Origin of the sequence: Streptomyces sp. NPDC047453 (assembly GCF_040643155.1) — a bacterium.
In the GTDB taxonomy this organism is placed as follows: Bacteria; Actinomycetota; Actinomycetes; order Streptomycetales; family Streptomycetaceae; genus Streptomyces.
In genome coordinates, this window is record NZ_JBEYTS010000004.1 from 141,582 (window position 1) to 163,934 (window position 22,353).

24 protein-coding genes and 2 pseudogenes are annotated in these 22,353 nt (G+C 70.6%); 11 read left to right on the forward strand and 15 right to left on the reverse strand.

All coding sequences use genetic code 11. The features are described from left to right. Positions 1-11: 11 nt before the first annotated feature. The 3 genes from ABZ818_RS06165 to ABZ818_RS06175 all read right to left on the reverse strand — a co-directional run bounded on the left by ABZ818_RS06165 (position 12) and on the right by ABZ818_RS06175 (position 3,798). Positions 12-590, reverse strand: a complete 579-nt coding sequence (locus tag ABZ818_RS06165; RefSeq protein WP_361411434.1) for a TerD family protein — start codon at positions 588-590, stop codon at positions 12-14. Between the two features lie 132 nt (positions 591-722). After that, the gene (gene uvrB / locus ABZ818_RS06170; protein WP_361411436.1) at positions 723-2,879 is read right to left on the reverse strand and encodes an excinuclease ABC subunit UvrB; all 2,157 of its coding nucleotides are present in this window, start codon (positions 2,877-2,879) and stop codon (positions 723-725) included. Between the two features lie 40 nt (positions 2,880-2,919). Then, positions 2,920-3,798, reverse strand: coding sequence for an MHYT domain-containing protein (locus tag ABZ818_RS06175; RefSeq protein ID WP_361411438.1), 879 nt, complete (start codon positions 3,796-3,798; stop codon positions 2,920-2,922). A gap of 287 nt (positions 3,799-4,085) precedes the next feature. Between ABZ818_RS06175 and ABZ818_RS06180 the strand changes: the two genes are divergently transcribed. Together ABZ818_RS06180 and ABZ818_RS06185 are read left to right on the forward strand one after the other, a co-directional pair. Then, complete coding sequence (locus ABZ818_RS06180) at positions 4,086-4,964, forward strand: glycerophosphodiester phosphodiesterase family protein (RefSeq protein WP_361411440.1); 879 nt, start codon at positions 4,086-4,088, stop codon at positions 4,962-4,964. 110 nt (positions 4,965-5,074) lie between these two features. Next, on the forward strand, positions 5,075-5,650 hold the full coding sequence (locus ABZ818_RS06185; protein ID WP_361411442.1) for a methylated-DNA--[protein]-cysteine S-methyltransferase: 576 nt from the start codon (positions 5,075-5,077) through the stop codon (positions 5,648-5,650). A 76-nt stretch (positions 5,651-5,726) separates the two neighbouring features. Here ABZ818_RS06185 and ABZ818_RS06190 read toward each other — a convergent pair whose 3' ends face one another. Continuing rightward, positions 5,727-6,173: a VOC family protein gene (locus ABZ818_RS06190; protein ID WP_361411444.1), complete on the reverse strand. Its 447-nt coding sequence runs from the start codon at positions 6,171-6,173 to the stop codon at positions 5,727-5,729. A 101-nt stretch (positions 6,174-6,274) separates the two neighbouring features. Here ABZ818_RS06190 and ABZ818_RS06195 point away from each other — a divergent pair, with 101 nt between their 5' ends. Further along, a complete protein-coding gene (locus ABZ818_RS06195) occupies positions 6,275-7,180 on the forward strand; it encodes a pseudouridine-5'-phosphate glycosidase (protein WP_361411446.1) in 906 nt (301 codons plus the stop codon). An 11-nt stretch (positions 7,181-7,191) separates the two neighbouring features. Continuing rightward, complete coding sequence (locus ABZ818_RS06200) at positions 7,192-8,106, forward strand: PfkB family carbohydrate kinase (protein WP_361411661.1); 915 nt, start codon at positions 7,192-7,194, stop codon at positions 8,104-8,106. A 455-nt stretch (positions 8,107-8,561) separates the two neighbouring features. Here ABZ818_RS06200 and ABZ818_RS06205 read toward each other — a convergent pair whose 3' ends face one another. Both ABZ818_RS06205 and ABZ818_RS06210 read right to left on the reverse strand, forming a co-directional pair. Then, positions 8,562-9,134, reverse strand: a complete 573-nt coding sequence (locus tag ABZ818_RS06205) for a TetR/AcrR family transcriptional regulator (RefSeq protein WP_361411448.1) — start codon at positions 9,132-9,134, stop codon at positions 8,562-8,564. 177 nt (positions 9,135-9,311) lie between these two features. Next, positions 9,312-9,920: a hypothetical protein gene (locus ABZ818_RS06210; RefSeq protein WP_361411450.1), complete on the reverse strand. Its 609-nt coding sequence runs from the start codon at positions 9,918-9,920 to the stop codon at positions 9,312-9,314. Between the two features lie 149 nt (positions 9,921-10,069). On the opposite strand from ABZ818_RS06210, the gene ABZ818_RS06215 reads away from it, so the two are divergent. Then, positions 10,070-11,299: an FAD-dependent monooxygenase gene (locus ABZ818_RS06215; RefSeq protein ID WP_361411452.1), complete on the forward strand. Its 1,230-nt coding sequence runs from the start codon at positions 10,070-10,072 to the stop codon at positions 11,297-11,299. A gap of 100 nt (positions 11,300-11,399) precedes the next feature. On the opposite strand, the gene ABZ818_RS06220 is transcribed toward ABZ818_RS06215, so the two are convergent. Beyond that, positions 11,400-12,350 carry a methyltransferase domain-containing protein gene (locus ABZ818_RS06220; RefSeq protein WP_361411454.1) on the reverse strand — a complete coding sequence of 317 codons (951 nt, stop codon included), beginning with the start codon at positions 12,348-12,350 and terminating at the stop codon, positions 11,400-11,402. A 155-nt stretch (positions 12,351-12,505) separates the two neighbouring features. Between ABZ818_RS06220 and ABZ818_RS06225 the strand changes: the two genes are divergently transcribed. Next, entirely contained in the window at positions 12,506-13,597 is a 1,092-nt protein-coding gene (locus tag ABZ818_RS06225; RefSeq protein WP_361411456.1) for a magnesium and cobalt transport protein CorA, read from the forward strand. A gap of 15 nt (positions 13,598-13,612) precedes the next feature. Here the strand turns inward: ABZ818_RS06225 and ABZ818_RS06230 are convergent, their stop codons facing one another. Continuing rightward, a complete protein-coding gene (locus ABZ818_RS06230; protein WP_361411458.1) occupies positions 13,613-14,254 on the reverse strand; it encodes a uridine kinase in 642 nt (213 codons plus the stop codon). 81 nt (positions 14,255-14,335) lie between these two features. On the opposite strand from ABZ818_RS06230, the pseudogene ABZ818_RS06235 reads away from it, so the two are divergent. Together ABZ818_RS06235 and ABZ818_RS06240 are read left to right on the forward strand one after the other, a co-directional pair. Beyond that, positions 14,336-15,026 (forward strand): annotated as a pseudogene (locus tag ABZ818_RS06235) (DUF2293 domain-containing protein). Positions 15,027-15,197: 171 nt separating this feature from the next. Continuing rightward, positions 15,198-16,685 carry a glutamate synthase subunit beta gene (locus ABZ818_RS06240; RefSeq protein WP_361411460.1) on the forward strand — a complete coding sequence of 496 codons (1,488 nt, stop codon included), beginning with the start codon at positions 15,198-15,200 and terminating at the stop codon, positions 16,683-16,685. A gap of 69 nt (positions 16,686-16,754) precedes the next feature. On the opposite strand, the gene ABZ818_RS06245 is transcribed toward ABZ818_RS06240, so the two are convergent. The 3 genes from ABZ818_RS06245 to ABZ818_RS06255 all read right to left on the reverse strand — a co-directional run bounded on the left by ABZ818_RS06245 (position 16,755) and on the right by ABZ818_RS06255 (position 18,769). Continuing rightward, positions 16,755-17,543: an SAM-dependent methyltransferase gene (locus ABZ818_RS06245; RefSeq protein ID WP_361411462.1), complete on the reverse strand. Its 789-nt coding sequence runs from the start codon at positions 17,541-17,543 to the stop codon at positions 16,755-16,757. A 92-nt stretch (positions 17,544-17,635) separates the two neighbouring features. Continuing rightward, a complete protein-coding gene (locus tag ABZ818_RS06250) occupies positions 17,636-17,908 on the reverse strand; it encodes a DUF397 domain-containing protein (protein ID WP_361411464.1) in 273 nt (90 codons plus the stop codon). Continuing rightward, positions 17,909-18,769, reverse strand: a complete 861-nt coding sequence (locus tag ABZ818_RS06255) for a helix-turn-helix transcriptional regulator (protein ID WP_361411466.1) — start codon at positions 18,767-18,769, stop codon at positions 17,909-17,911. It abuts the gene before it with no gap. Positions 18,770-19,014: 245 nt separating this feature from the next. Between ABZ818_RS06255 and ABZ818_RS06260 the strand changes: the two genes are divergently transcribed. Next, positions 19,015-19,653, forward strand: coding sequence for an ATP-binding protein (locus tag ABZ818_RS06260; RefSeq protein ID WP_361411468.1), 639 nt, complete (start codon positions 19,015-19,017; stop codon positions 19,651-19,653). Continuing rightward, positions 19,644-20,096 carry a hypothetical protein gene (locus ABZ818_RS06265; RefSeq protein WP_361411470.1) on the forward strand — a complete coding sequence of 151 codons (453 nt, stop codon included), beginning with the start codon at positions 19,644-19,646 and terminating at the stop codon, positions 20,094-20,096. The genes ABZ818_RS06260 and ABZ818_RS06265 overlap by 10 nt, the downstream gene beginning before the upstream one ends. 30 nt (positions 20,097-20,126) lie before the next feature. Here ABZ818_RS06265 and ABZ818_RS06270 read toward each other — a convergent pair whose 3' ends face one another. From ABZ818_RS06270 to ABZ818_RS06285, 4 genes and pseudogenes are all read right to left on the reverse strand, one after another. Then, the gene (locus tag ABZ818_RS06270) at positions 20,127-20,312 is read right to left on the reverse strand and encodes a hypothetical protein (RefSeq protein ID WP_361411472.1); all 186 of its coding nucleotides are present in this window, start codon (positions 20,310-20,312) and stop codon (positions 20,127-20,129) included. A gap of 250 nt (positions 20,313-20,562) precedes the next feature. Next, a complete protein-coding gene (locus tag ABZ818_RS06275; RefSeq protein ID WP_361411663.1) occupies positions 20,563-20,751 on the reverse strand; it encodes a DUF397 domain-containing protein in 189 nt (62 codons plus the stop codon). Beyond that, positions 20,748-21,329 carry a DUF5753 domain-containing protein gene (locus ABZ818_RS06280; protein ID WP_361411474.1) on the reverse strand — a complete coding sequence of 194 codons (582 nt, stop codon included), beginning with the start codon at positions 21,327-21,329 and terminating at the stop codon, positions 20,748-20,750. The genes ABZ818_RS06275 and ABZ818_RS06280 overlap by 4 nt, the downstream gene beginning before the upstream one ends. Positions 21,330-21,407: 78 nt before the next feature. Next, positions 21,408-21,503 (reverse strand): annotated as a pseudogene (locus ABZ818_RS06285) (helix-turn-helix transcriptional regulator); the annotation flags it as partial. Positions 21,504-21,782: 279 nt separating this feature from the next. On the opposite strand from ABZ818_RS06285, the gene ABZ818_RS06290 reads away from it, so the two are divergent. Further along, on the forward strand, positions 21,783-22,235 hold the full coding sequence (locus tag ABZ818_RS06290) for an ATP-binding protein (RefSeq protein ID WP_361411476.1): 453 nt from the start codon (positions 21,783-21,785) through the stop codon (positions 22,233-22,235). The last annotated feature ends 118 nt before the right edge of the window (positions 22,236-22,353 follow it).

The window sequence follows — 22,353 nt, forward strand, 5'->3', positions numbered from 1 at the left end:
TTCGGACCGTTCTACAGGTGCGGCAGGATCGTCGGCATCAGGTCCTGGAAGGTGCGGCCGTTGGCGGGGGCGCCGAGAGCCGTCATCGTCCAGGCGCCGTTCACGCGGTGCACCTTCGCCATGATCTGGGCGGTGTAGTTGCCACCGCCGGCCAGGGTGTAGCGGGCGAGTTCCTGGCCGTTGGTCTCGTCGACCAGGCGGCAGAACGCGTTCTGCACCTCCTGGAAGGTCTGGCCCGTGAAGGAGTTCACGGTGAAGATGATCTGGTCGATGTGGACCGGGACGCGCTGGAGGTCGACGAGGATCGACTCGTCGTCGCCGCCCTGGCCCGCGCCGCCGACCAGGTTGTCGCCGGTGTGGCGAACGGAGCCGTCGTCGCTCACCAGGTGGCGGAAGAAGACGACGTCGACCGGCTGCTTCTCGGCGAAGAGCACGGCGGAGGCGTCGAGGTCGATCTCGCGCGTGCGCGAGCCGAACAGGCCCCGGCGCGGAGCCGCCTGCCAGCCGAGACCCATGCGGACCGCGGTCAGGCTGCCTCCGTCGTTCTTCTGCAGACTGATGGCCTGACCCTTGGTCAAGTTGACGGTCACGGCTGATTCCCCTCTCGAGCTACACCCCTGTCGCCGCCGGTTCCGCGGCTGCCAAGAACCCTACGCAGAGGCAGTGGTAGCGCCGCATACGGGTCCGCACTTTGTGTCGGTCTTGCAACACAGCGCAGTCGGTCAGGACAGCCCTGCCTCGCGCATCTGGCGCAGTTCCTTCTTCATCTCCGCTACCTCGTCGCGCAACCGGGCCGCGACCTCGAACTGGAGGTCGGCGGCGGCGGCGCGCATCCGCTCCGTCATCTCCTCGATCTGCTCGGCGAGTTCGGCGGCGGGACGGTCGGTGGGCACCGTCTCCTTCGCCTTGCCCTTGGCGGATCTGGCCGGCTTGGCGGCACCGGCGGCCTTGGCGCCGTTCTCGCCGCGGGACGGCACGGGGGTCTTCGCGCCCTTGCCGTCCTTCCCCTTGCGGTACCCGGTGCCGAGCAGCTGCTCGGTGTCGACCTCCTCGCGGGCGATCCGCGCGACGATGTCGTTGATCTTCTTGCGCAGCGGCTGCGGGTCGATGCCGTTCGCCTTGTTGTACGCGACCTGCTTCTCCCGGCGGCGGTTGGTCTCCTCGATGGCCTTCTCCATCGCCGGGGTGATCTTGTCGGCGTACATGTGGACCTGGCCGGAGACGTTGCGCGCCGCGCGGCCGATGGTCTGGATCAGCGAGGTGCCCGAGCGCAGGAAGCCCTCCTTGTCGGCGTCGAGGATCGCCACCAGCGACACCTCGGGCAGGTCGAGGCCCTCACGCAGCAGGTTGATGCCGACCAGGACGTCGAACTCTCCGCTGCGCAGCTCGCGCAGCAGCTCGACCCGGCGCAGGGTGTCGACGTCGCTGTGCAGGTAGCGCACCTGGATGCCGAGTTCCAGGAAGTAGTCCGTCAGGTCCTCGGCCATCTTCTTGGTCAGCGTGGTGACCAGGACGCGCTCGTCCTTCTCCACGCGCCCGCGGATCTCGTGCACCAGGTCGTCGATCTGGCCCTCGGTGGGCTTGACGACGACCTGCGGGTCGACCAGGCCGGTGGGGCGGATGATCTGCTCGACCTGCCCGTCCGAGCGGGACAGCTCGTATGTGCCCGGCGTCGCCGACAGGTACACCGTCTGTCCGATGCGCTCCTGGAACTCCTCCCACTTGAGCGGGCGGTTGTCCAGGGCGGACGGCAGCCGGAAGCCGTGCTCGACGAGGGTGCGCTTGCGAGAGGCGTCGCCCTCGTACATCGCGCCGATCTGCGGCACGGTGACGTGCGACTCGTCGATGACGAGCAGGAAGTCGTCCGGGAAGTAGTCGAGCAGGGTGTTGGGCGGAGTGCCGGGCGCGCGGTCGTCGAAGTGCATCGAGTAGTTCTCCACGCCGGAGCAGGTGCCGATCTGGCGGAGCATCTCGATGTCGTAGGTGGTGCGCATCCGCAGCCGCTGGGCCTCCAGCAGCTTGCCCTGCTTCTCCAGCTCGGCCAGGCGCTCCTCGAGCTCCTTCTCGATGCCCCTGACCGCCCGCTCCATGCGCTCGGGGCCGGCGATGTAGTGCGAGGCCGGGAAGACGTACAGCTGCTGGTCGTCGCTGATGATCTCGCCGGTGAGGGGGTGCAGGGTCGACAGCGCCTCGATCTCGTCGCCGAACATCTCGATGCGGACGGCCAGCTCCTCGTAGACCGGGAAGATCTCGATGGTGTCGCCGCGCACCCGGAAGGTGCCGCGAGTGAAGGCCATGTCGTTGCGCGTGTACTGGATGTCCACGAAGCGGCGCAGCAGCTCGTCGCGGTCGATCTCGTCGCCGACCCGGAGGGGCACCATGCGGTCCACGTACTCCTGCGGGGTGCCCAGGCCGTAGATGCAGGAGACGGAGGCGACCACGACGACGTCGCGACGGGTGAGCAGCGAGTTGGTCGCCGAGTGGCGCAGGCGCTCGACCTCCTCGTTGATCGAGGAGTCCTTCTCGATGTAGGTGTCCGACTGCGGGACGTAGGCCTCGGGCTGGTAGTAGTCGTAGTACGAGACGAAGTACTCGACCGCGTTGTTCGGCAGCAGTTCGCGGAACTCGTTGGCCAGCTGGGCGGCGAGCGTCTTGTTCGGCGCCATGACGAGGGTCGGGCGCTGAAGCTTCTCGATCATCCACGCCGTGGTGGCGGACTTGCCGGTGCCGGTGGCACCGAGCAGGACGACGTCCGGCTCCCCCGCCTCGATGCGCTGGGCGAGTTCGGCGATGGCCTGCGGCTGGTCGCCGCTGGGCTGGTAGGGGCTGACGACCTCGAAGGGCGCCACCGTGCGTTCGATGTGAGAGACGGGCCGCATGACATCCACCGTACGACCCGCCACTGACAACGGGTCCGGATCAGCGGTTCTGCGGAGCGCGGAGGCGTTCGCGGACCGTCTCGCGGCCGGGGTCGCGGTGGGCGCCGGCCGGGGGGCGGCCGGCGGAATGGGCGACGAGTTCGCGCGCCGGCACACCCGGCTTGTGCTCGACGGGGGTCCAGTCGGAGCTGCCCGTGATCATCAGCGGGTCGAACAGTACGACGGCACCGGTGAGCAGGAGGAAGAGGAGCGGACCGATCAGCATCGGTGTGAGCAGGGCGGCCGACGACTCGCCGGCGGCGGCGCCGCCCGTTTCGTGCAGGTGGACGCTGAGGGCGGCCATGCCCGTGTAGTGCATGCCGACGACGGCGAGACCCATGACGAGGCTGGCGCCGACGCTCCAGAGGAACCCTTTCGCCCGCCCGGCCGCCCAGAGGGCCGCGGTCGCGGCGACGACGGCGATGACCACGGAGGCCGCGACGGTGAGCGTGTTGTACTCGAGCGTGCCGTCGAGCCGCATCCCGGCCATGCCCAGGTAGTGCATGCTGGCGACGCCGAGGCCGGTGATCGTGCCGCCGGTGAACAGGGCGGAGCCGGTCGCGCCCCGGTAGCCGACGATGAAGATCCCGATCCCCGCCATGACGATGGCGACGGCCAGGCTCGCGTACGTCGTCGGCCGGTCGTAGCCGATCGGCGCCTCTTCGACGGTGAAACCGGTCATCGCGACGAAGTGCATCGTCCAGATGCCCGAGCCGATCGCGGCCGAGCCGAGGGCGAGCCAGCCGGGGCGCCAGGAGCGGGCGACGAGCAGGGCGCGGGTGGTGCAGCGCAGGCCCAGTGCCCCACCGAGGCAGGCCATGAGACAGGCCACCAGCGGGGTGACGAGCCCGTAGCTGAATCCGTCGACGGTGCCGTGCATGCGCGGTTGCCCTTCCGCCCTCTTGAAGTCCCGGAAATCCGTGAATGCCCCCGTCCCAGGACCGCCACGCGATCAGGGTTGACGCTGAGAGTATGAACGCCACCGGAATGACCGAACGACTTTCCGGCAAAGAAGCACGGCCTCGTCGCAGATGTGCGGCACCCGTGAGCGGGCGCGGCCGACTCTGTGCGGACCGTGACTCCACCCGTGGCCCTTCCGTGAGCGCCTCGTTGACTCTGTGCTGCCACTCTTGCACTGTCTGTGATCATTCGTCGCGAGGAGTACGTATGCACGCGCGCGCAGTCGCCGCCCTGGCCACCGCCCTCGCGGCGGCCGTCGCCCTGTTCCTGCCCGGCTCGGAGGTACGAGCCGCGGACGCCCACCGGCCGCGGCCCGTGGTCGTCGCCCACCGGGGTGCCTCCGCCCACGCCCCGGAGAACACGCTGCCCGCCGTCGACAAGGCGGCGGCGCTCGGCTTCTCCTGGGTGGAGAACGACGTGCAGCGCACCAGGGACGGCGAGCTCGTGGTCATCCACGACGCCACCCTGAAGCGGACGACCAACGTCGAGCAGGTCTTTCCCGGCCGGGCCCCGTGGAAGGTGAAGGACTTCACCGCCGCCGAGATCGCCCGCCTGGACGCGGGCAGCTGGTTCTCCCCCAGGTTCGCGGGCACGCGCGTGCCGACGCTCGACCAGTACATGCGCCGGCTCGAACACAACCACGAGAAGCTGCTCCTGGAGATCAAGCATCCAGAGCTGTATCCGGGGATCGAGGCACAGACCCTCAAGGTGCTCGCCAACGACGGCTGGCTCGACCACCGGCACCTGGCGAGCCGGCTCATCGTGCAGAGCTTCAGCGCCGCCAGCGTGCGGACCGTGCACGCGCTGAAGCCCGCCGTCCGCACCGCTTTCCTCGGCCGTCCGGACACGGCGGACCTGCACCGGTACGCGGCCTTCGTGGACCTGATCAACCCCTCCTACCGCACGCTGTCGGCGCATTACACGGCGGCCGTCCGCGCGCACCGGGGACCGCACGGCGCCCCGCTGGGGATCTTCGCCTACACGGTGGACAACGCCGCCGGCACCCGGACCGTCGCCGGCTATGGAGTGGACGGCATCATCACGAACAAGCCGGAGGTGGTGCGCGCGGCGCTCAAGACCGTCTGATCGCTCAAGACCGTTTCATCGCTCAAGACCGTCTGATCGCCCAAGACCGTCTGGTCTCGCGGCGGCGCAGGTCAGAGGGCGCTGTCAGTGGCGGGCCGTACCGTAATCGCATGGACAGCCACGAGCAGGACGAGCAGCGGGTCGTACCGGACGAGCAGCAGGTCGTGTGGGCCGTCGTCGGTACCGGCATCGGCCCCCTGCTGCTGGCCGCGACCCCCGAGGGCCTGGTCAACGTCGTCTTCCATGCCACCGACGCGATACGGGAGCGCGCGCTGGACCGGCTGGCGTCCCGGCTGGGCACCGAGCCGGTCGAGGCGCCCGGCTCCCCGCTGCTCGCTGAGGCGATACGCCAGGTGCGGGCGTACTTCGCGGGCGAGCGGCAGGACTTCGAGCTGCCGCTGGACTGGTCGCTGATCTCCGGCTTCAACCGGCAGGTGCTGCGCGAACTGGCGTCGGGCGTGCCGTACGGCACGGTCGTCGGGTACGGCGACCTGGCCGACCGGGTGGGGCAGCCGGGTGCCGCCCAGGCGGTGGGCGCGGCGATGGGCGCCAATCCGCTGCCGGTGGTCGTGTCGTGCCACCGGGTCGTCGAGAGCGACGGCGGCATCGGCGGTTTCGGCGGCGGTCTGGAGGCCAAGCGCAGGCTGCTCGCGCTGGAAGGCGTGCTGCCCGAGCCGCTGTTCTGAGGCGCCGGGCGCGAGGCGCACTGCTCGTAGTACCTGGCCGGGCGTGCCCTCCTCGTGGGGCCGGACCGCGCGTGCGCTAGTCACCGCGCGTGTGCTGGTCGTAGTGCCGGGCCTCGAAGACGTTGCCGTCCGGGTCGCGGAAGTAGAAGCTGCGCCTGGCTTTGCCGCGCGCGCCGAAGGAGTCGTGGGAGAAGCCGGAGACGGGGACGGCGTGCTCCTCCAGGCGGGCGCGCAGGGCGTCGAAGCCGTCGGCGGGCAGGGACAGGCAGACGTGGTTCACGGGATGGCCCGCGCTGTCGGCCGCACCGGGGACCATGTTCATGCGCTCGGCCATGTCGAGCGGGGCGAGGTCGAGGATCGTCTCCTCGTTCAGGCGTACGGAGGGGAAGGACACCTCGCCCGCGGCGAACTCGGCGACCCTGACCGGCTCCAGGCCGACCGTCTGCTCGTAGAAGCCTGCCGCGGCGACCGGGTCGCGCACCCAGAGGACGACATGGTCGAGGCGTGGCGTGTTCTCGGTCATGCGTCCCAGGCTGGTGCCGTGCGGTACGGGCCGCAAGGGTTTGACCCGGTGCGGCACCCGCCAGAGATGAGGGGAGAGCGCGACAGACGGGAGGCAGGCACGTGCTGGTGGTGTCCGAAGAGGTGCGGGAGGCGCTGGCCGCGCGTCGTCCCGTGGTGGCCCTGGAGTCCACGATCATCGCCCATGGGCTGCCGCGCCCGCGCAATCTCCAGGTGGCGCTGGAGCTTGAGGAGGCGGTGCGGCAGGAGGGTGCCGTGCCCGCGACCATCGCGGTGCTGGACGGCCGTCCTCACGTCGGCCTGGACAAGGGGCAGTTGGAGCGGGTCGCGAACGAGGAGGGGATGCGCAAGCTCGGCCACCGCGACCTGCCGCTCGCGATGGCCGCGGGGGCGAGCGGTGCGACCACGGTGTCGGCGACGGCGCTGCTGGCCTCGCTGGCGGGCATCCGCGTGTTCGCCACGGGCGGGCTCGGCGGAGTGCACCGGGAGTGGACGGTGACGCAGGACGAGTCCGCCGACCTCGGGCTGCTGGCGCGCACGCGGATCACGGTCGTGTGCGCGGGGGTCAAGTCGATCCTGGACGTGCCGGCGACGTTGCAGCGGCTGGAGACGCTGGGGGTCGCGGTGGCCGGGTACGGCACGGACCGCTTCCCCGGGTTCTACCTGTCCGACTCCGGTCATCCGGTGGACTGGACGCTGCGGACGCCGGAGGACGTGGCCGCGGTGATGCGGGCACAGAACGCGCTGCGGGCGCCGGAGTCGGCGCTGATCGTCGCCAACCCGGTGCCGCGGCAGGAACAATTGGATCCCGACCTGCACGCGCGTGTGCTCGCCGACGCGCTGCACGCGTGCGCGGAGCAGGGCATCACGGGGCAGGCGGTCACCCCCTTCCTGCTCGACTACCTGGTGCGGCACACCGACGGCGCCTCGCTGCGCGCCAACCTGGCGGCGGTGCGCGGCAACGTACGGCTGGCGGCGCGGATCGCGGCGGCGTGGGCCCTGCCGTGACGGGCCCCGCTGTGACGGACGGCGGGGGCGGGGCGCTGCTGGTGGTCGGGGACGTCGTGACGGATGTCGTCGTACGGCATCGCGGCCCTCTCGCCACCGGCACCGACACCTCCGCCGCGGTCCGGATGCTGCCCGGCGGGGCCGGGGCCAACGTGGCCTGCTGGGCGGCCCACAGCGGGTGCCGGGAGGTCCGGCTGCTGGGGCGGGTGGGCGCGGAGTCGGCGGTCTGGCACGAACGCGCGCTGGTCGCCTCGGGAGTACGCCCCCACCTGGTCGTCGATCCCGGGGCGCCGACCGGGACGGTGGTCTGCCTCGTCGACTCCTCGGCGGCGGCCGAGCGCACGTTCCTCACGGACAGCGGGGCTTCGCTGCGCCTTGAGGCGGGTGACTGGTCCGACGCGCTGCTCGACGGGGTGGCCAGGCTGCATCTGTCGGGCTACCTGCTGTTCTCCGGTACGGGTCGGGCGCTGGTGGCGAGCGCCGTCGCGGCGGCCCGCGCGCGTGGGGTGCCGGTGAGCCTGGATCCCGCGTCGGCCGGGTTCCTCGTCACGCTCGGCGTGGACCGGTTCCTCTCGCTCGTCGAGGGGGTGGACGTGCTGCTGCCGAGCCGCGACGAGGCCTGTCTGCTGACGGGCCTGCCCGACCCGGCGGACGCGGCGGCCGAGCTGAGCCGCCACGTCCCGCTGGTGGTCGTGAAGCAGGGCGCCGCCGGGGCACGGGTGGCGCACGCGGGTGCCGTCCGCGCCCACGTACCCGCGGTGCCGGCCACCGCGCGGGACACCACCGGCGCGGGCGACGCCTTCACCGGCGCCTTCCTCGCCGCCCTTCTGGCCGGCGCCGACCCCCAAACCGCGGCAGCCCGGGGTTGCGCGGCAGGCGCGCTCGCGGTGGCGCGGGTGGGCGGGAGACCTCCAAGAGCCCGGTGACGTTCCGATGCCTCGAGAGCCGGTCGCGAGCTTGCGCTCGCTGAGCTCGAGTTCGGCCACCCGCGCTTCCAGCTGCCGGATCCGCTCGTCCGGATCACCCGCCGACGCCGCCCGGTCGGCCCGGACCGGAGCCTTGCCGCCCGTCGGCGGGCCAGCCGGGACGCCGGCACCGGAGATCCCTCGATGCATGAGAGCCCGGCCGGCCTGTCGTGCGGGAGCTCCACCACCAGAGGCGTATCCCTACCTCACGGCGCGGACCTTCCAGCGCTCGCCGCGCCAGTACAGCTCTGCCAGGACCACGACCGTTTCCCCGAAGCGAAGTCTGGTGCGGTGAACGACAATGCTGGCGCGCCGTTCCGGGTGATCGTCAACTGTGGTGCACGAGTGAAGATTGCCCCCGGCTGCAGCAGATCGACGAGTCGTCCCCGCAAGGGGGCGACTTCTGCGCGGCCGGCTCACCCTCCTGGCGATCCGTCCCGGTCTGCGGGGGCGGGTCCTTTCGAGACCGGAAGGTGGCCGTGCAAGAGGAGGCTGACGAGCTGGTCCACCACCGCCTCGCCCGGCGGTATGCGGTTCACCGCGGCCAGATACACGACCGTCCCGGAGTAGATGTCGACCATCAGTGACGTATCGGTGTCCGGCGGCAACCGGCCTTCGAGGCGGGCCCGCTCCAGCAGGTTCACGACCGACGCGCGGCGGGGTTCGATGAGCTCGGCGAAGGCTTTCGTGCCGGTGGGATCCTCGATCACGTCGGCGAGAAGCGCCGGGAGGATCAGACAAGTGGGCATGGCGGAGACGAGCTCGATCGTGAGACGGACGGCGGTGCGCAGGTCGGCTTCGAGGTCGCCGGTCTCGTGGATGGCAGGCAGGGGGACTTCCCCGCTGAGGGCCTCGATCACGAGTGCGGCCTTGTTCGGCCACCACCGGTAGATGGTGGCCTTGCTGACTCCGGCCCGCCGGGCGATGCCTTCGAAGGCCAGCCGCTGGTATCCGACCTCGCCGAGGAGGTCTTTCGTGGCTCGGAGCACGGCTTCGTGAGACTCCCGGCGGCGCCGCCGCGAGTCAGGCGTGATGCGGTCGGGCTGGGCGTAATCAGGAGCCAAAGCGCTTTGACGGCCGTCCTGGGGCCTGGGAGTGTCCACCGCATGCCTCCCTTGTGAGCCACTGGCACCCCCGTTGACTTGGCCCGGAAAATGGCTCTATGTTTAGCGAAACGGGGCGTTTCGTACCGTATGCCCCATCTTGTACTCAATAGTAAGATCCGCTAAGCCTGCCTGGAAACTGCTGCGCCGATGTTCAGTACGTCCGGCGGGTGGGTCGCTGCGCGTCAGACCCGCGCGCAGGATCTGGCGCGTATGGGCATCCCGTCGAGTGCCCGAGATCCCTGTTTCGACCCCCGGAAGGGGGACATCATCATGCGCGCAACTACGAGCAGGATGCGGCGAATAGCCGCTGTGGTCTGCACGGCACCCATCCTTGCCATCGCGGCCGGAGCCGGCGCTGCCAGCGCGGCCGCTTTCCCCTCGGCGTCCCATGTCGCTTCGGCTCCCGACAGCAAGGTCCGGGGAGATCGCTGCTTCTTCGGTGACGGCTGGGGCTGGGGCTGGGGAGTCCGCTGCTTCTTCGGTGACGGCTGGGGCTGGGGCTTCGATCACGGCTTCGGTGGTGACCACGGCTTCGGTGGTGGCCACGGCTTCGGTGGCGATCACGGCTTCGGTGGTGACCACGGCTTCGGTGGTGGCCACGGCTTCGGTGGCGATCACGGCTTCGGTGGCGGTGACCGCGGCGGTGGCGGGCACGGCGGTGGCGGGCATGGCTACTGACGCTCCAGCGCAGTGAGCTCGCGATCTACCTGCGGCAGTTTTGTGAGTGCCGCATCCGGATGCCCGGACGTCTCGGGCATCCGGAGCCGTCTGGAGTGGCAGGCCTCCCATCCGACCGGTAGTCGGGGCGGTGTGTAGCGGTGAGGATCGTGTGCGTCGGTGCGGGGCCTGCGGGGCTGTACTTCGCGATCTCGGCCAAGTTGCGCGATGCCGGGCACGAGATCACCGTGTACGACCGTGACCCACCCGCGGCCACCTACGGCTGGGGCGTCGTGTACTGGGACGACCTGCTGGACGTCCTCTATCGCAACGATCCGGAAAGCGCCCGGGAGGTCACCGCCAGGTCCGTGCTGTGGCAGGACCAGGAGGTGCGTGTGCACGGCTCGGGCAGCGAGCAGACGGCGTACTTCGGGGGGTACGGATACAGCATGAGCCGATCCGCATTGCTCGACGTCCTGGCCCGGCGTGCCTTGCAGCTCGGCGTCGACGTCCAGTACGGCCACCGTGTTGCAGATCTCTCGACGCTTCCCGAAGCGGACCTTCTCGTTGCTGCCGACGGTGCGAACAGCGGCATCCGGGGACAGAGCGCAGCGTTCGGAACTCGCAACGAGGTCGGTCTCAATCCCTACATCTGGCTCGGCACGGATCAGGCGTTCCGCAGCTTCGTGTTCAGCTTCGAGCGGACGTCCGCCGGATGGATCTGGTTTCACGCCTACCCCTCGGTCGCGGGAATCAGCACCTGCATCGTCGAATGCTCACCGCAGACCTGGCACGGTCTGGGACTCGACGTGCTCGGCCGCGACCAGGGAGTGCGACTGCTGGAGGACATCTTCAAGCACGCACTCGACGGCCACCGCCTGATCAGCCGATCACGGGGTGCACCGGCGCATTGGCAGCGCTTCGCGCACGTGACCAACAAGACCTGGTACCACGGCACGACGGTGCTCGTCGGCGACGCTGCCCACACCACCCACTTCACGCTGGGGTCGGGCACCAGACTGGCGATCATCGACGCGATCGTCCTTGCACACAGCCTGCAGAAATACCTTGACGTGGAGGACGCGCTGCGGGAGTACGACCGCCATCGCCGCGCGGAACTCCATCCGGTGCAGGCGGCCTCGCGTACGAGCATGGCGTGGTTCGAGCACCTGGACCAGTACGTCGACCGCGATGCTGTGGCGTTCGCGCATGCCATGTCGGTACGCCACGGTGGCCAGAACCCCTGGCACCACCAACTCCACCTCGCCACTCAGATCGCTGCGGTGCGCACGGCACGGCGCGCCTTTGACACTGGCCGACGCTGGTACCTCGCCCGCCGGCGAGGCGGCGGCTCGGGGTCGGCTTCGCGTTCTGGGTCGGCCTGGATGTAGGCGTCTCGGTTCATGACCGTGATCGCCTGCTTCTGACCGAGGGTCTTGAGGCCGCCTGCGAGGTCGGTGAGGTGACATTCCGGTCGGCGGCCCCGCGGTGCTACGGCTTGGTGCCCCACGCGGAGATCATCGGCGCTGTGGTCAGATTCATGGTGCCGGAGGCCACATTGGCCAGGTGCTGGTCGATCTCCTCGTCGGTGGCCAGGCCTGCGGTGACGAGGCGGGTGCGGATCTGCCGGACCGTGGCGGACTCCAGGGCGGTGCAGGCCGGGGAGGTGACCGGGAAGTAGGCGTCGGCCTCCACCTGGCGCAGGCCGGCCTCGCGCAGCAGGCGCGGGAGTCTGCGGCCGTAGGACAGGTCGGCGCCGCGGTCGGCCAGCAGGCGGCGGAAGCCGCGGCGCAGCCGGTTGGCCAGTTCCTCCGCCGGACCGTGCTCGTCCGGGCAGAGCAGGGGCTGGAGGGCGGGGTCGGCGTCCTCCAGCAACAGCCGTCCGCCGGGGCGCAGTGCCTTGATCATGGACCGCAGTGCCCGCTCCCGCTCCGGCACGTGCACCAGGACGAGCCGGGCGTGCACGAGGTCGAAACCCTCCCCCGGCGGCTCCTCGGCGCCCACGTCGTGCACCCTCACCTCCACCTGCGGCCGGGTGGCCCCGGCGACCAGTGAGGTGTCGATGTCGGTCGCGACGACCGCGCCGGTGGGGCCGACCCGCTCGGCCAGCCAGGAGACGACGGAAGTACCGCCGGCGCCGACCTCCCAGCAGCGCCATCCTGGTCCGACGCCGAGTCCTTCGAAGTGGCGAAACGTCGTGGGATCGAAGAGGGTCGCGAAGGCGTCGAAGCGCTCGCCGGCCTCGGTCTGCCGGTTCTCGAGCAGATATCGGCTTCCACCCGGGCCTTCGCGCCGCCCCTCGCCCCGGCTCTCGTGCTGACCCGCGTCCGGGCCCTCGTCGCCGTCCTTGTCCCAGCCCTTGTCCCGGTCCTCGTCCCAGCCCTCGTCCTGGTCGGTGTCCGCTCCCGAATGCCCGTCCGGGTGCCCGTCGTTGTGCGTCATACCGGGATCATCCCAGCCTCCTTCGGCGCCTGCCGTGCCCGTCCACAGGCGGGAACAAAGCGGAATGTGCGGTTTCCACAGGCTTACCCGGCGCTCACGTGAGCCTGGCAGACTGGCTCGACCAGGCGGCAAAAGGTGCACGCGAGGAGATCCGGATGTCCATGGCAGGGAATCTGCGGAAGGTGGCTCGGCTGGCCCGAGGGCGGCGCCGGGTCGACCTGAGCCATCCCGCCCGGTCCCCGCTGGGCTCCTCCGTGGTGAACTGCGTGGCCTACCAGGACGGCGGGCGGATCCCGGAGGCCGGCGATCTCGTGGAGGCCGTGACGCGGGTGCGCAAGGCCCGTGACGGTTTCGTCTGGCTGGGGCTGCACGAGCCGACGGACGAGGAGTTCGCGGGCATCGCGGACCTCTTCGACCTGCACCCGCTGGCGGTGGAGGACACGGTCAAGGCGCATCAGCGCCCGAAGGTGGAGCGGTACGGCGAGACGCTCTTCGCGGTGTTCAAGACGGTCTGCTACCTCGAGCACGAGAAGCTGACGCCGACCAGCGAGGTGGTCAGCACCGGCGAGATCATGGTGTTCACCGGGCAGGACTTCGTGATCACCGTGCGGCACGGCCGGCACGGCTCGCTCGGTCCGCTGCGCGAGGAGCTCGAGTCCGATCCGGGGCAGCTCGCCAAGGGGCCGGCGGCGGTGCTGCACGCGATCGCGGACCATGTGGTCGACGACTACCTGAGCGTCACCGACTCGTTCCAGGAGGACATCGACGAGGTGGAGACCGAGGTGTTCGCGGACGACGGCGCGCGGGTCGATCCGGGGCGGATCTACCAGCTCAAGCGGGAGCTGCTGGAGCTGAAGAGAGCGGTCGTGCCGCTGGGCCGCCCGCTGGAGGAGCTTTCCGCCCGGCCGATGCAGGTGGTCGGCGCGGAGATACAGGCGTACTTCAGGGACGTCCTGGACCACCAGACCCGGGCCAAGGAGCAGATAGCCGCCTTCGACGAACTGCTGAACTCGATTCTCCAGGCCCACCTCGCGCAGGTGACGGTGGCGCAGAACGAGGACATGCGCAAGATCACGGCATGGGCCGCGGTGATCGCCGTGCCGACCATGGTGTGCGGGGTGTACGGCATGAACTTCCAGGTGATGCCGGAGCTCCACTGGCGGTACGGCTATCCACTGGTCATCTGCCTGATATCGGCCGTGTGCGTGTCGCTGTACCGCGGCTTCCGCCGCAACGGCTGGCTCTGAGCCGCCGGCCCGGGCTCAGCCGTTCCAGGCCGGGTGCCGGGGGTCGTCGGCGCGTACCAGGACGTCGGCGGTGCGGGCGGGGTCGGTCTCGGCGTCGTAGCGCTCGAAGGCGGGCAGCGTCCAGTGCTCGGCCTCCGGGGTGCGGCGGCGCAGGGCACCCAGGGAGAGGAGGACGTGGACGGTCAGGTCGAAGGGGAACCAGTGACGCAGCAGGAGGGGGCCGTGCAGCAACAACGGGGCGCCGGGCGGGAGCTGGACATAGGCGCTGCGGGTGGCGCGGTCGGTGACCGGGTCCCACAGGTCGGGCAGGACGCGTCCGTCACCGCCGGGTTCGAGCGGGCCGAAGACCTCGCGCCACAGGGCGCCGGTGTCGAGCCAGCCGTTGTAGTAGGACTCCTCGTCCCGGTGGCCGTGTTCCAGCCGGAGGGAGGCCGGGCGCAGGAAGCCCTCGGTGCCCACGACCAGCGCGGGGCGGCCGAGGGGCCGCAACGCCTCGGCGACGCGGTGGGCCAGGTCGCCCGGGAGGGCCGCGGGGGCACCGTCGAAGGCGATGCGCGGCCAGGGGCTGCCATCGGCGGGCTTCAGGTCGAGCAGGCGCTCGGCGAGGAGGTCGCCGAGCCGTTCCCAGGTGATCGCTTGAAGACGCACACGGCCCATGATGCGTCAGGTTGGAAGCGGGATGCGGCGGGAGGAGCGTCCGGGTACGCGCCCGGGAATGTACGTCGTATGGCCTCGCGTATGGCCCCGCTCCCGGACCCCCGGCCGTCCGACGGCCTCCTCGTCCTCCAGCCGCTGCGGCGCAAGCACTGCGCCGCGTGCCGGCGCGGCCCGCTGCCGCTGCTCGTACTGGAGGAAGGGGTGCCGCGGTGCCTGGACTGCGCCGACCTCGGGCACCTGGTCTTCCTGCCGCGCGGCGACACCGCGCTGACGCGCCGGTCTCGGGAGGAGAGCGCGCTGTCGGCGGTGGTGGTGCGGTTCAACCGGCGCAGAAGCCGGTACGAGCGGCAGGGCGTCCTCGTCGAGGAGGCGGCGCTCGCCCGCGCGGAGCTGCGGTGCCTGGCGGACGCCGAGGCGCGGCGCCGTCGCCGCGCGCGCGACGCACGGCGGCGGGCGGCCGAGGACATACGGTTCGCGGACGCGTTCGCGGCGGAGATCCTGCGGCTCTTTCCCGCCTGCCCGCCGGAGCGCGCGGGCCATCGCCGGGCACGCCTCCCTGCGCGGCAGCGGACGGGTCGGCCGCAGCGCGTCGGGGCGCGCGCTGTCCGAGACCGCGGTCATCTCGGCGGTGGCGGCCTCCGTACGCCACCTGGACACGCCGTACGACCGGCTGCTGATGAGCAGGGTGGCACGGCCCGAGGCCCGGCAGCGGATCAGGGCCGCCGTGGACTCGGTGCTGCGGGCCTGGCGGGAGCAGAGCCCGCACGCGTAGCACCCACACCCGAGCCGACGGCTCCGCGCGCCCCTCACCACGCACCCCCCGATCCACGGACACACCCGGCTCCGCGCGCCCCTCACCACGGGCATACCGGGCTCTGCACCTGGGGCGTGGCGGTCGTATCGTGGCCGGAAAGAGGTGGTGCCCGAGGCAAGGGGGACGGCCATGGCCGATCCCAAGGGTTTCATGACCACACCCCGCCAGGAGTGGCCCCGCAGGCCGGTCGAGGAGCGGGTGCGGGACTGGCACGAGGTGTACGTGCCGGGCGGGCTGCTTCCGATCATCAGCAAGCAGGCCGACCGGTGCATGGACTGCGGGGTGCCGTTCTGCCACGAGGCCTGTCCGCTGGGCAATCTGATCCCCGAGTGGAACGACCTGGTGTCCCGGGAGGACTGGCGGGCGGCCGCCGACCGGTTGCACGCGACGAACAACTTCCCCGAGTTCACGGGGCGGTTGTGTCCGGCGCCGTGCGAGGCGGGGTGCGTGCTGGCGATCAACCAGCCGGCGGTCACCATCAAGAACGTCGAGTGCGCGATCGCCGACCGGGCCTGGGAGGAGGGGTTCACCCCGCCGCGCCCGCCGGACCGGCTGTCCGGGCGGACCGTCGCGGTGGTCGGGTCGGGGCCGACCGGGCTCGCCGCGGCCCAGCAGCTGACGCGCGCGGGACACACGGTCGCCCTGTACGAGCGGGACGACCGGCTCGGCGGGCTGATGCGGTACGGCATCCCCGCGTTCAAGATGGAGAAACACCATCTTGAACGGCGGTTGGAGCAGATGCTGGCCGAGGGGACGAAGTTCCGTACGTCGACGGAGGTCGGGCGGGATGTCGGGGCCGGGGAGCTGCGGGCGCGCTACGACGCCGTGGTGATCGCCACGGGCGCCACAGCCTGGCGTGAACTACCGGTACCAGGGCGGGAGTTGATCGGAATCCACCAGGCGATGGAGTACCTGCCGCTGGCCAACCGGGTGTGTGAGGGCGACGTGGAGACCTCCCCGGTGTCCGCGGCCGGCCGGCACGTCGTGATCGTCGGCGGCGGGGACACGGGAGCCGACTGCCTGGGCACGGCGGTGCGGCAGGGCGCCGCGTCCGTGACCCAGCTGGACATCTACGCCCAGCCGAGGGCCGAGCGCGACGAGGACCTCGAGCCGTGGCCGACCTACCCGAAGATCTACCGGCTGTCGCCCGCGCACCAGGAGGCGGGCGACCTGGGCACGGCGCCGGCCGCGGACGCCGACGCGCGGCTGTTCGCCGCGTCGACGCTCCGCTTCGCCGGTGACGCCGGCGGGCATGTCCGCGAGTTGCACCTGACCGAGGTGGACGCGGCTCGGCGCCCGCTGCCGGGCACCGAGCGCACGCTCCCGGCCGATCTGGTGCTGCTGGCGCTGGGTTTCTCCGGCCCGTCCCAGGAGGACGGCCTCATCGACCAGTTGGGTCTGCGGCTCACCCCGCGTGGCACGATCGCCCGCGACCCCGCCTTCGCGACCAACGTCCCGGGCGTGTTCGCCGCCGGGGACGCGGCCCGCGGCCAGTCGCTGATCGTCTGGGCCATCGCCGAGGGCCGCGCGGTCGCGGCGGCCGTGGACCACCACCTGACGGGTGCCTGGAGCCTCCCGTCCCCGATCGGCCCGTACGACCGTCCGATGCGGGTGTGATGCCGACGGTGCCCCACCCTGGCCGACGGCGCCCCACCTGGCAGGCGGGGCGCCGCGGACATCACTCCGTCACGGCTTCCGAGCCACCGCCCCGTAGCCCGGGATGACTCCGTCGTCCTGACCGGGGACCGGTTCGCCCAGTTCCGGGTGCCACTTGTGGACGACCTCCACGCCGGGGTCGACGAGTTCCAGGCCGTCGAAGAAGCGGGTGAACTCCTCGCGGGTGCGGAGGGCGAGGGTGACGCCTCCCGCCTTCAGCTTGGCCGTGGCCGCCGCCGACTCCTCCGGGGTGAAGTCCGAGGTGGCGTGGGTCATCATCAGATAACTGCCGGAGGGCAGTTCGGCGAGGAGACGCGCGACCAGGTCGTGGGCGCCGTCCTCGTCGGTGATGAAGTGGAGCAGCGCCACCAGGGACAGGGCCACGGGTTGGCCGAAGTCCAGGACCTTCCCGGCGCCCTCCAGGATCGTGGCCGGGTCGCGGACGTCGGCCTGCACGTACTCGGTGACGCCCCCCGGCGCGCTGCGCAGCAGGGCCGCCGCGTGGGCCAGCACGATCGGATCGTTGTCGCAGTAGACGACACGCGCGTCGGGCGCGACCGACTGGGCGACCTGATGCAGGTTCGGCTCGGTCGGAATGCCCGTGCCGATGTCCAGGAACTGCCGTACGCCCTGGCCGGCCAGCCACCGCGTCGCCCGGTGCATGAACGCGCGATTGACCTTGGCCATCACCGGCACCCGCGGGTCGAGTGCCAGCATCTGCCGGCCGAGCTCCTCGTCGACCGGGTAGTTGTCCTTGCCGCCGAGGTACCAGTCGTACATCCGCGCGGGGTGCGGCTTGCTGGTGTCGATCTCGGTCATACGGCACCTCGTAAGCGTCTGGAATGTGCAGTGGTCATGATCAAGTCGGTACCAAGATTAGGGAGTTGAGATAGCCAACAGACAGGGGTCATTCAGGTCAGCAGGAAGTCCGCCTCTCCCGCCTTCGCGCCCTTGATGAACGCCGTCATCTCGTCGGTGGTGTAGATGAGGGCCGGTCCGTCCGGGTCGGTCGACTGACGGACCGCGATCCGGCCGTCGTCCAGCTTCATGGCCTCCAGGCAGTTGCCTCCATTGCCCCCGCTCCACGGCTTGTGCCAGCCCTCGCTGCCGAGTTCACGGGCGGGCATGCCGTTGTAGATCCCGCGGCGCAGCCGCGGCTTGGGCTGGGACGTGATGCGTTCCATTCACAGCTCCTTGCGGAAATCCCGGAGGATCTCCTTCGTGCGATGTGCAGTAGCGGCCTGCGCCGCCATGCGGTCCATGACCTCGAGATGGCTCGCCACCTCCTGACGCGCGTCCAGGTAGACCGCGCCGGTCAGGTACTCGCTGTAGACCATGTCCGGCAGTTCGGGCATGGCGAATCGGAACAGCACGACGGGCCCGTACGTGCCGGCGTGCGGCCCCGCGGAGAACGGGGCGACCTGCAACGTCACGTTGGGCAGCTTCGCGGCTTCCAGCAGCCTGTCGATCTGAGCACGCATCACCTCGGGATCGCCCACCTGCCGGCGCAGTGCGGTCTCGTCCATCACCACCCAGAACCTGGGGGCGTCCGGACGGGTGAGCAGATCCTGGCGTTGCATGCGCAGTGCGACATGGCGCTCTATGTCCTCGGGGCTGGTCTGGCCGACGGCGCCGGACTTGAGCACTCCGCGCGCGTAATCCTCGGTCTGGAGCAGCCCGGGGACGAAGTGCGGCTCGTAGGACCGGATGAGGGCGGCGGCACCCTCCAGGCTGACGTACATCGAGAACCAGCCCGGCAGGATGTCGTGGAACCGCTGCCACCAGCCCGGCTGGTTGGCGTCCTCGGCCAGCCGCATGAAGGCCTCGGCCTCCTCGTCGGAGACGCCGTATGCCTTCAGCAGCAGTTGGAGGTACGGGATTTTGAGGGCGACCTCGGCCATCTCCATCCGGCGCACGGTGGCGGGGGCCACGTGCAGGATGCGAGCGGCCTCCTCACGCTTGAGCCCCGCGCTCTCCCGCAGGTCCAACAGGCGCCGGCCGAGCACGACCTGCCCGACGGTCGGCGCGGACCGCGGCTCGCTCACACTCCACCTCCACTGACCCAAGAGCGAACTGTACGGACGGACGTGAGGATTCAGGACCCGTCATGAATCCCGCACTGCCCTCGGCAACCGCTCGAAGACCCGTTCGAAAATCCGGCGGAGCCGACGGCCTCAACTGGCGCCGCTCGACGTGCTGTTGCGAGCAGTGTGCCATGGCACCTGAGCGCGTCAACAACACTCTGCATTTTTCAGAGTGCCACTTGCCAAGTGTTCACGGCGGGGCGATAGTGGCAAGCGTGATTCCGTCTCCGCCCTTAGGAACAGACGCCGCCGCGAGCCCGCTGAGCCGCGGCGCGAGTACGGGAGCGGTCCCCGGTGGGGCCGTCGCCGAGCGTCGGTTCCGTTTCGAGCTGGCCGCGCACCCCGGTTCCCCCGCGCGGGCCAGGCACCTGACCCGGACCCGGCTGACCGGCTGGTCCGTGTGCGAGGACACCTGCGACGCGGCGGCCCTGGTCGTCTCCGAGCTGGTCACCAACGCCGTCGTGCACACCGCCAGCAGGCAGATCGTGTGCGAGCTGCAGGACGAGGACGAGCTGGTGCGCATAGCGGTGCGTGACGAGGGGTGCGCGCCGGGTGAGCCGCAGCCGTCGCCGCGACAGCCCGAGGAGGAGCACGGAAGGGGACTGCTCCTCGTCGACGCCATGTGTCTGGCCTGGGGAGCCCAGGAGCAGGGCACCGGCCTGGTGGTGTGGGCGGAGCTGCCGCGCCGCACCGCGCCCGCCCGGAGCGACCTGGGCTGGGGCGCCCGCCCCAAGCCGGCCCCCGCCCGCGACACGGGCGACAAGAACGAGGCGCAGGCTCACGGCCAGGCGCACCGGCAGACGCACCGGCAGGCACATCACGGAACGGGGGCCGCATGGCTGTGACCGGCTCCGGCGCCCTGGGCGGCTCCGGCCAGTCGCTCGACCTGGACACGCTCGTACGCCTGGGGCGCAGTCTGCGCACCCACGCCGAACCCCGGCGGCTTTCCGTGCCCGAGGACATGACCGTCCCCCTGGGCTGCGACGCGGTCGCCATCCCCGCCCACCTCGGCCCGCAGCTGATGCCCCGACTGCCTCGCGTGGGCTGCGTCTTCGCCGACCGGGCGCACTGGTGGTGGATCGTCCCCGCGGACTCCGACTACGCCCTGCGCTGGCCCGCCCCGGCCCACTACTCCCCGGGCGCGACGCTCCCCGCCTCTCCGACGGCGCCCACGCTCGTGCACCGCCCGGCGGGCACGATCCCCTACACCCCGCCAATCCCCCTCTATCTGGCGCTGTGCCGGATCACCGGGACGACGCCGGCCTGGTCCCGCACGGTCAGCGCGTAAGGAAACCGGAGGGGCCGGTAAGCCGACGGGTCACGCCGTGGCGCCACCGCCGGACTCTCCGCCCCGGACGATCACCAGGAACGTGTCTGTCGCGAGGTCCATGACAACCTCGGCGGGCAGGCCTTCCAGACGCCGCGCATGCGCGAACTCCTCCGCCGGCCACGACCCGCGCGGACCGCCGGCGGGAAAGCGCTCGAGCACCGTTCGCCCGTTCACCCTGCACCTCCACGTTCAATGCTGTACTTGCAGATTTAAACGCCTTGCAAGGGGCGAACGCCTCTCCTGGTGACCCTACTGAGACGTACGTGACACCAGTTCACCACCAAGGGTGCGTCCCACTTCACATTTCCGGGCGGTACGAGCACCATCCGCGCTGGTCCGCGTACACTCCGTGTTCACGCGTGCGCCGCCGTAGGCACGCCAGTGCCCCGTGACCCGAGGTGAGGGTCACGGGGCACCGCCACGTTCAGTGCCGAGCGGCGAACCCGACGAATTCGGCCCAGGCCTCCGGCTCGACGATCACCGCAGGACCGGCCTTGTCCTTCGAGTCGCGCACGTACGTGGCGCCCGACCAGGAGGCGACCTCGACGCACTCGCCGCCTTCGCCGCTGCTGTAGCTGCTCCTGCTCCAGGCCGACTCGGGTACAGCGTTCAGGTCTCTCCCAGCAACTTCTCAACGAGGGCCAGCGATTCACGCGGACTGAGCGCAGCGGCACGAAGAGGCCCATACTGCTCCTCAAGCTCCCGGACCGACTCGCGCTCCGTGTAGAGGCGGCTGTCCTTGTACGCCTCCACGTACGCGATCCTCCGCCCATCCCTGGCTTCGATCAAGGTGAACGGACCGGCCAATCCAGCGTGCTCCTCTCGTACGGTCGGCATGACCTGGATCTCCACGTTCCGCTTGTCCCCCTGCAGAAGAAGCTGCTCCAGCTGACCTCGCATGACGGTCGAACCACCCAGCGGCCTGTGCAGTACCGACTCCTCGATGACAAAGCTGATGATCGGCATCGGCGTTCGGCAGAAGATCTCCTGCCGGGCCAATCGAGCGGCGACACGCTGCTCGATGATCTCTTCCGCCAGCAACGGACGGCGCATGGTGAACACCGCTCGTGCGTACTCGTCCGTCTGCAGCAGCCCGGGCACGACCTGGTTGGCGTATACATGCAGAACAACAGCGTCGGCCTCCAACCTGGCCGCATCCCGGAAGAACGCCGGATACTGCGCCCGAGCCACCCCTTCCTTTCCCGCCTTCAACACCCCACCGGCGTTCAGCAGGTCGTCGGCCTGGTCGATGAACCTGGGCGGCGGGATCCGCCTCCCCTGCTCGAAGGAGGCGATCGTCGAGGCCGAGTATCCGACCCGGCCGCCGAACTCCGCCCGGTCGAGCCCCGCCCGTTCACGGCACAGTCAACTGCCGTCCGAAGATGTGCAGGATCCCCGAACCGGGCTCGTACTCGCGCTCCCGCTCGTCCTCCGCCTGCGTTTCCTCCACGCCCGGCACCTCCCGTGCGTACCGCCCCCGCCGAACACCGAACCCGCGCCACGACCGCTCGCGGGACCAACGCGCCGCATGGAGGGCCGGTCACGCCTCACGCGCGTACAGCCGCGGACCGGCGGCGTACAGCCGGTGCCGGTGACAGCGTCACGCCTGGTCGACGTCACGTACAGGCAGCGACCGTTTACCCCATGAGATCAGCGACTTCCCCACAAGGGCGTACGCCGCGGGACCCGGCGGCGCTGCGCGAGTTCGCGATGCGGTTCACGTCGACACCGAGAGGGGCGCGGCTGGCCCGCCGGCTGGTGGCACACCGGCTGAACGACTGGGGGCACCCGTACGCCTCGTCCCTGAACGAGACCGTCACCCTGGTCACGGCGGAACTGACCGCGAACGCCGTCCGGCACGGCCATGTCCCCGGGCGGGACTTCCATCTTCGGCTCGCGGAGAGCCGGGGCATCCCGCGCGTCGAGGTCACGGACACCCGTACCGAGCGGCTGCCCGCGCGCGGGGAGCCGTGTCCTGACGGGGAGTCGGGGCGCGGTCTGCTCCTGATCGAGGCTCTGGCGGACGACTGGGGTGTGGTTCCCCGGCCTGCCGGTCCCGCCAAGACCGTATGGGCGGAGTGCGCCTGCCCCGTATGACCGGCATGCCGCGCAAGCCCCAAGTGGACACCGTACGTGTCAACTTGGTGGGTGTTGTCGTGGGCACGATCTCTGCATTCCGTTCCATGAGCGTTCAACTCGCCGTCCCCGCACGGGT

Excerpts from the sequence above, each read along its gene's own strand:
- uvrB (WP_361411436.1), bottom strand. The coding sequence starts at position 2,879 with ATGCGGCCCGTCTCTCACATCGAACGCACGGTGGCGCCCTTCGAGGTC.
- ABZ818_RS06175 (WP_361411438.1), bottom strand. The coding sequence starts at position 3,798 with ATGCACGGCACCGTCGACGGATTCAGCTACGGGCTCGTCACCCCGCTG.
- ABZ818_RS06180 (WP_361411440.1), top strand. The coding sequence starts at position 4,086 with ATGCACGCGCGCGCAGTCGCCGCCCTGGCCACCGCCCTCGCGGCGGCC.
- ABZ818_RS06185 (WP_361411442.1), top strand. The coding sequence starts at position 5,075 with ATGGACAGCCACGAGCAGGACGAGCAGCGGGTCGTACCGGACGAGCAG.
- ABZ818_RS06190 (WP_361411444.1), bottom strand. The coding sequence starts at position 6,173 with ATGACCGAGAACACGCCACGCCTCGACCATGTCGTCCTCTGGGTGCGC.
- ABZ818_RS06210 (WP_361411450.1), bottom strand. The coding sequence starts at position 9,920 with ATGCCCGCCACCGCCGTGCCCGCCACCGCCGCGGTCACCGCCACCGAA.
- ABZ818_RS06220 (WP_361411454.1), bottom strand. The coding sequence starts at position 12,350 with ATGACGCACAACGACGGGCACCCGGACGGGCATTCGGGAGCGGACACC.
- ABZ818_RS06225 (WP_361411456.1), top strand. The coding sequence starts at position 12,506 with ATGTCCATGGCAGGGAATCTGCGGAAGGTGGCTCGGCTGGCCCGAGGG.
- ABZ818_RS06230 (WP_361411458.1), bottom strand. The coding sequence starts at position 14,254 with ATGGGCCGTGTGCGTCTTCAAGCGATCACCTGGGAACGGCTCGGCGAC.
- ABZ818_RS06240 (WP_361411460.1), top strand. The coding sequence starts at position 15,198 with ATGGCCGATCCCAAGGGTTTCATGACCACACCCCGCCAGGAGTGGCCC.
- ABZ818_RS06245 (WP_361411462.1), bottom strand. The coding sequence starts at position 17,543 with ATGACCGAGATCGACACCAGCAAGCCGCACCCCGCGCGGATGTACGAC.
- ABZ818_RS06250 (WP_361411464.1), bottom strand. The coding sequence starts at position 17,908 with ATGGAACGCATCACGTCCCAGCCCAAGCCGCGGCTGCGCCGCGGGATC.
- ABZ818_RS06265 (WP_361411470.1), top strand. The coding sequence starts at position 19,644 with ATGGCTGTGACCGGCTCCGGCGCCCTGGGCGGCTCCGGCCAGTCGCTC.
- ABZ818_RS06290 (WP_361411476.1), top strand. The coding sequence starts at position 21,783 with ATGAGATCAGCGACTTCCCCACAAGGGCGTACGCCGCGGGACCCGGCG.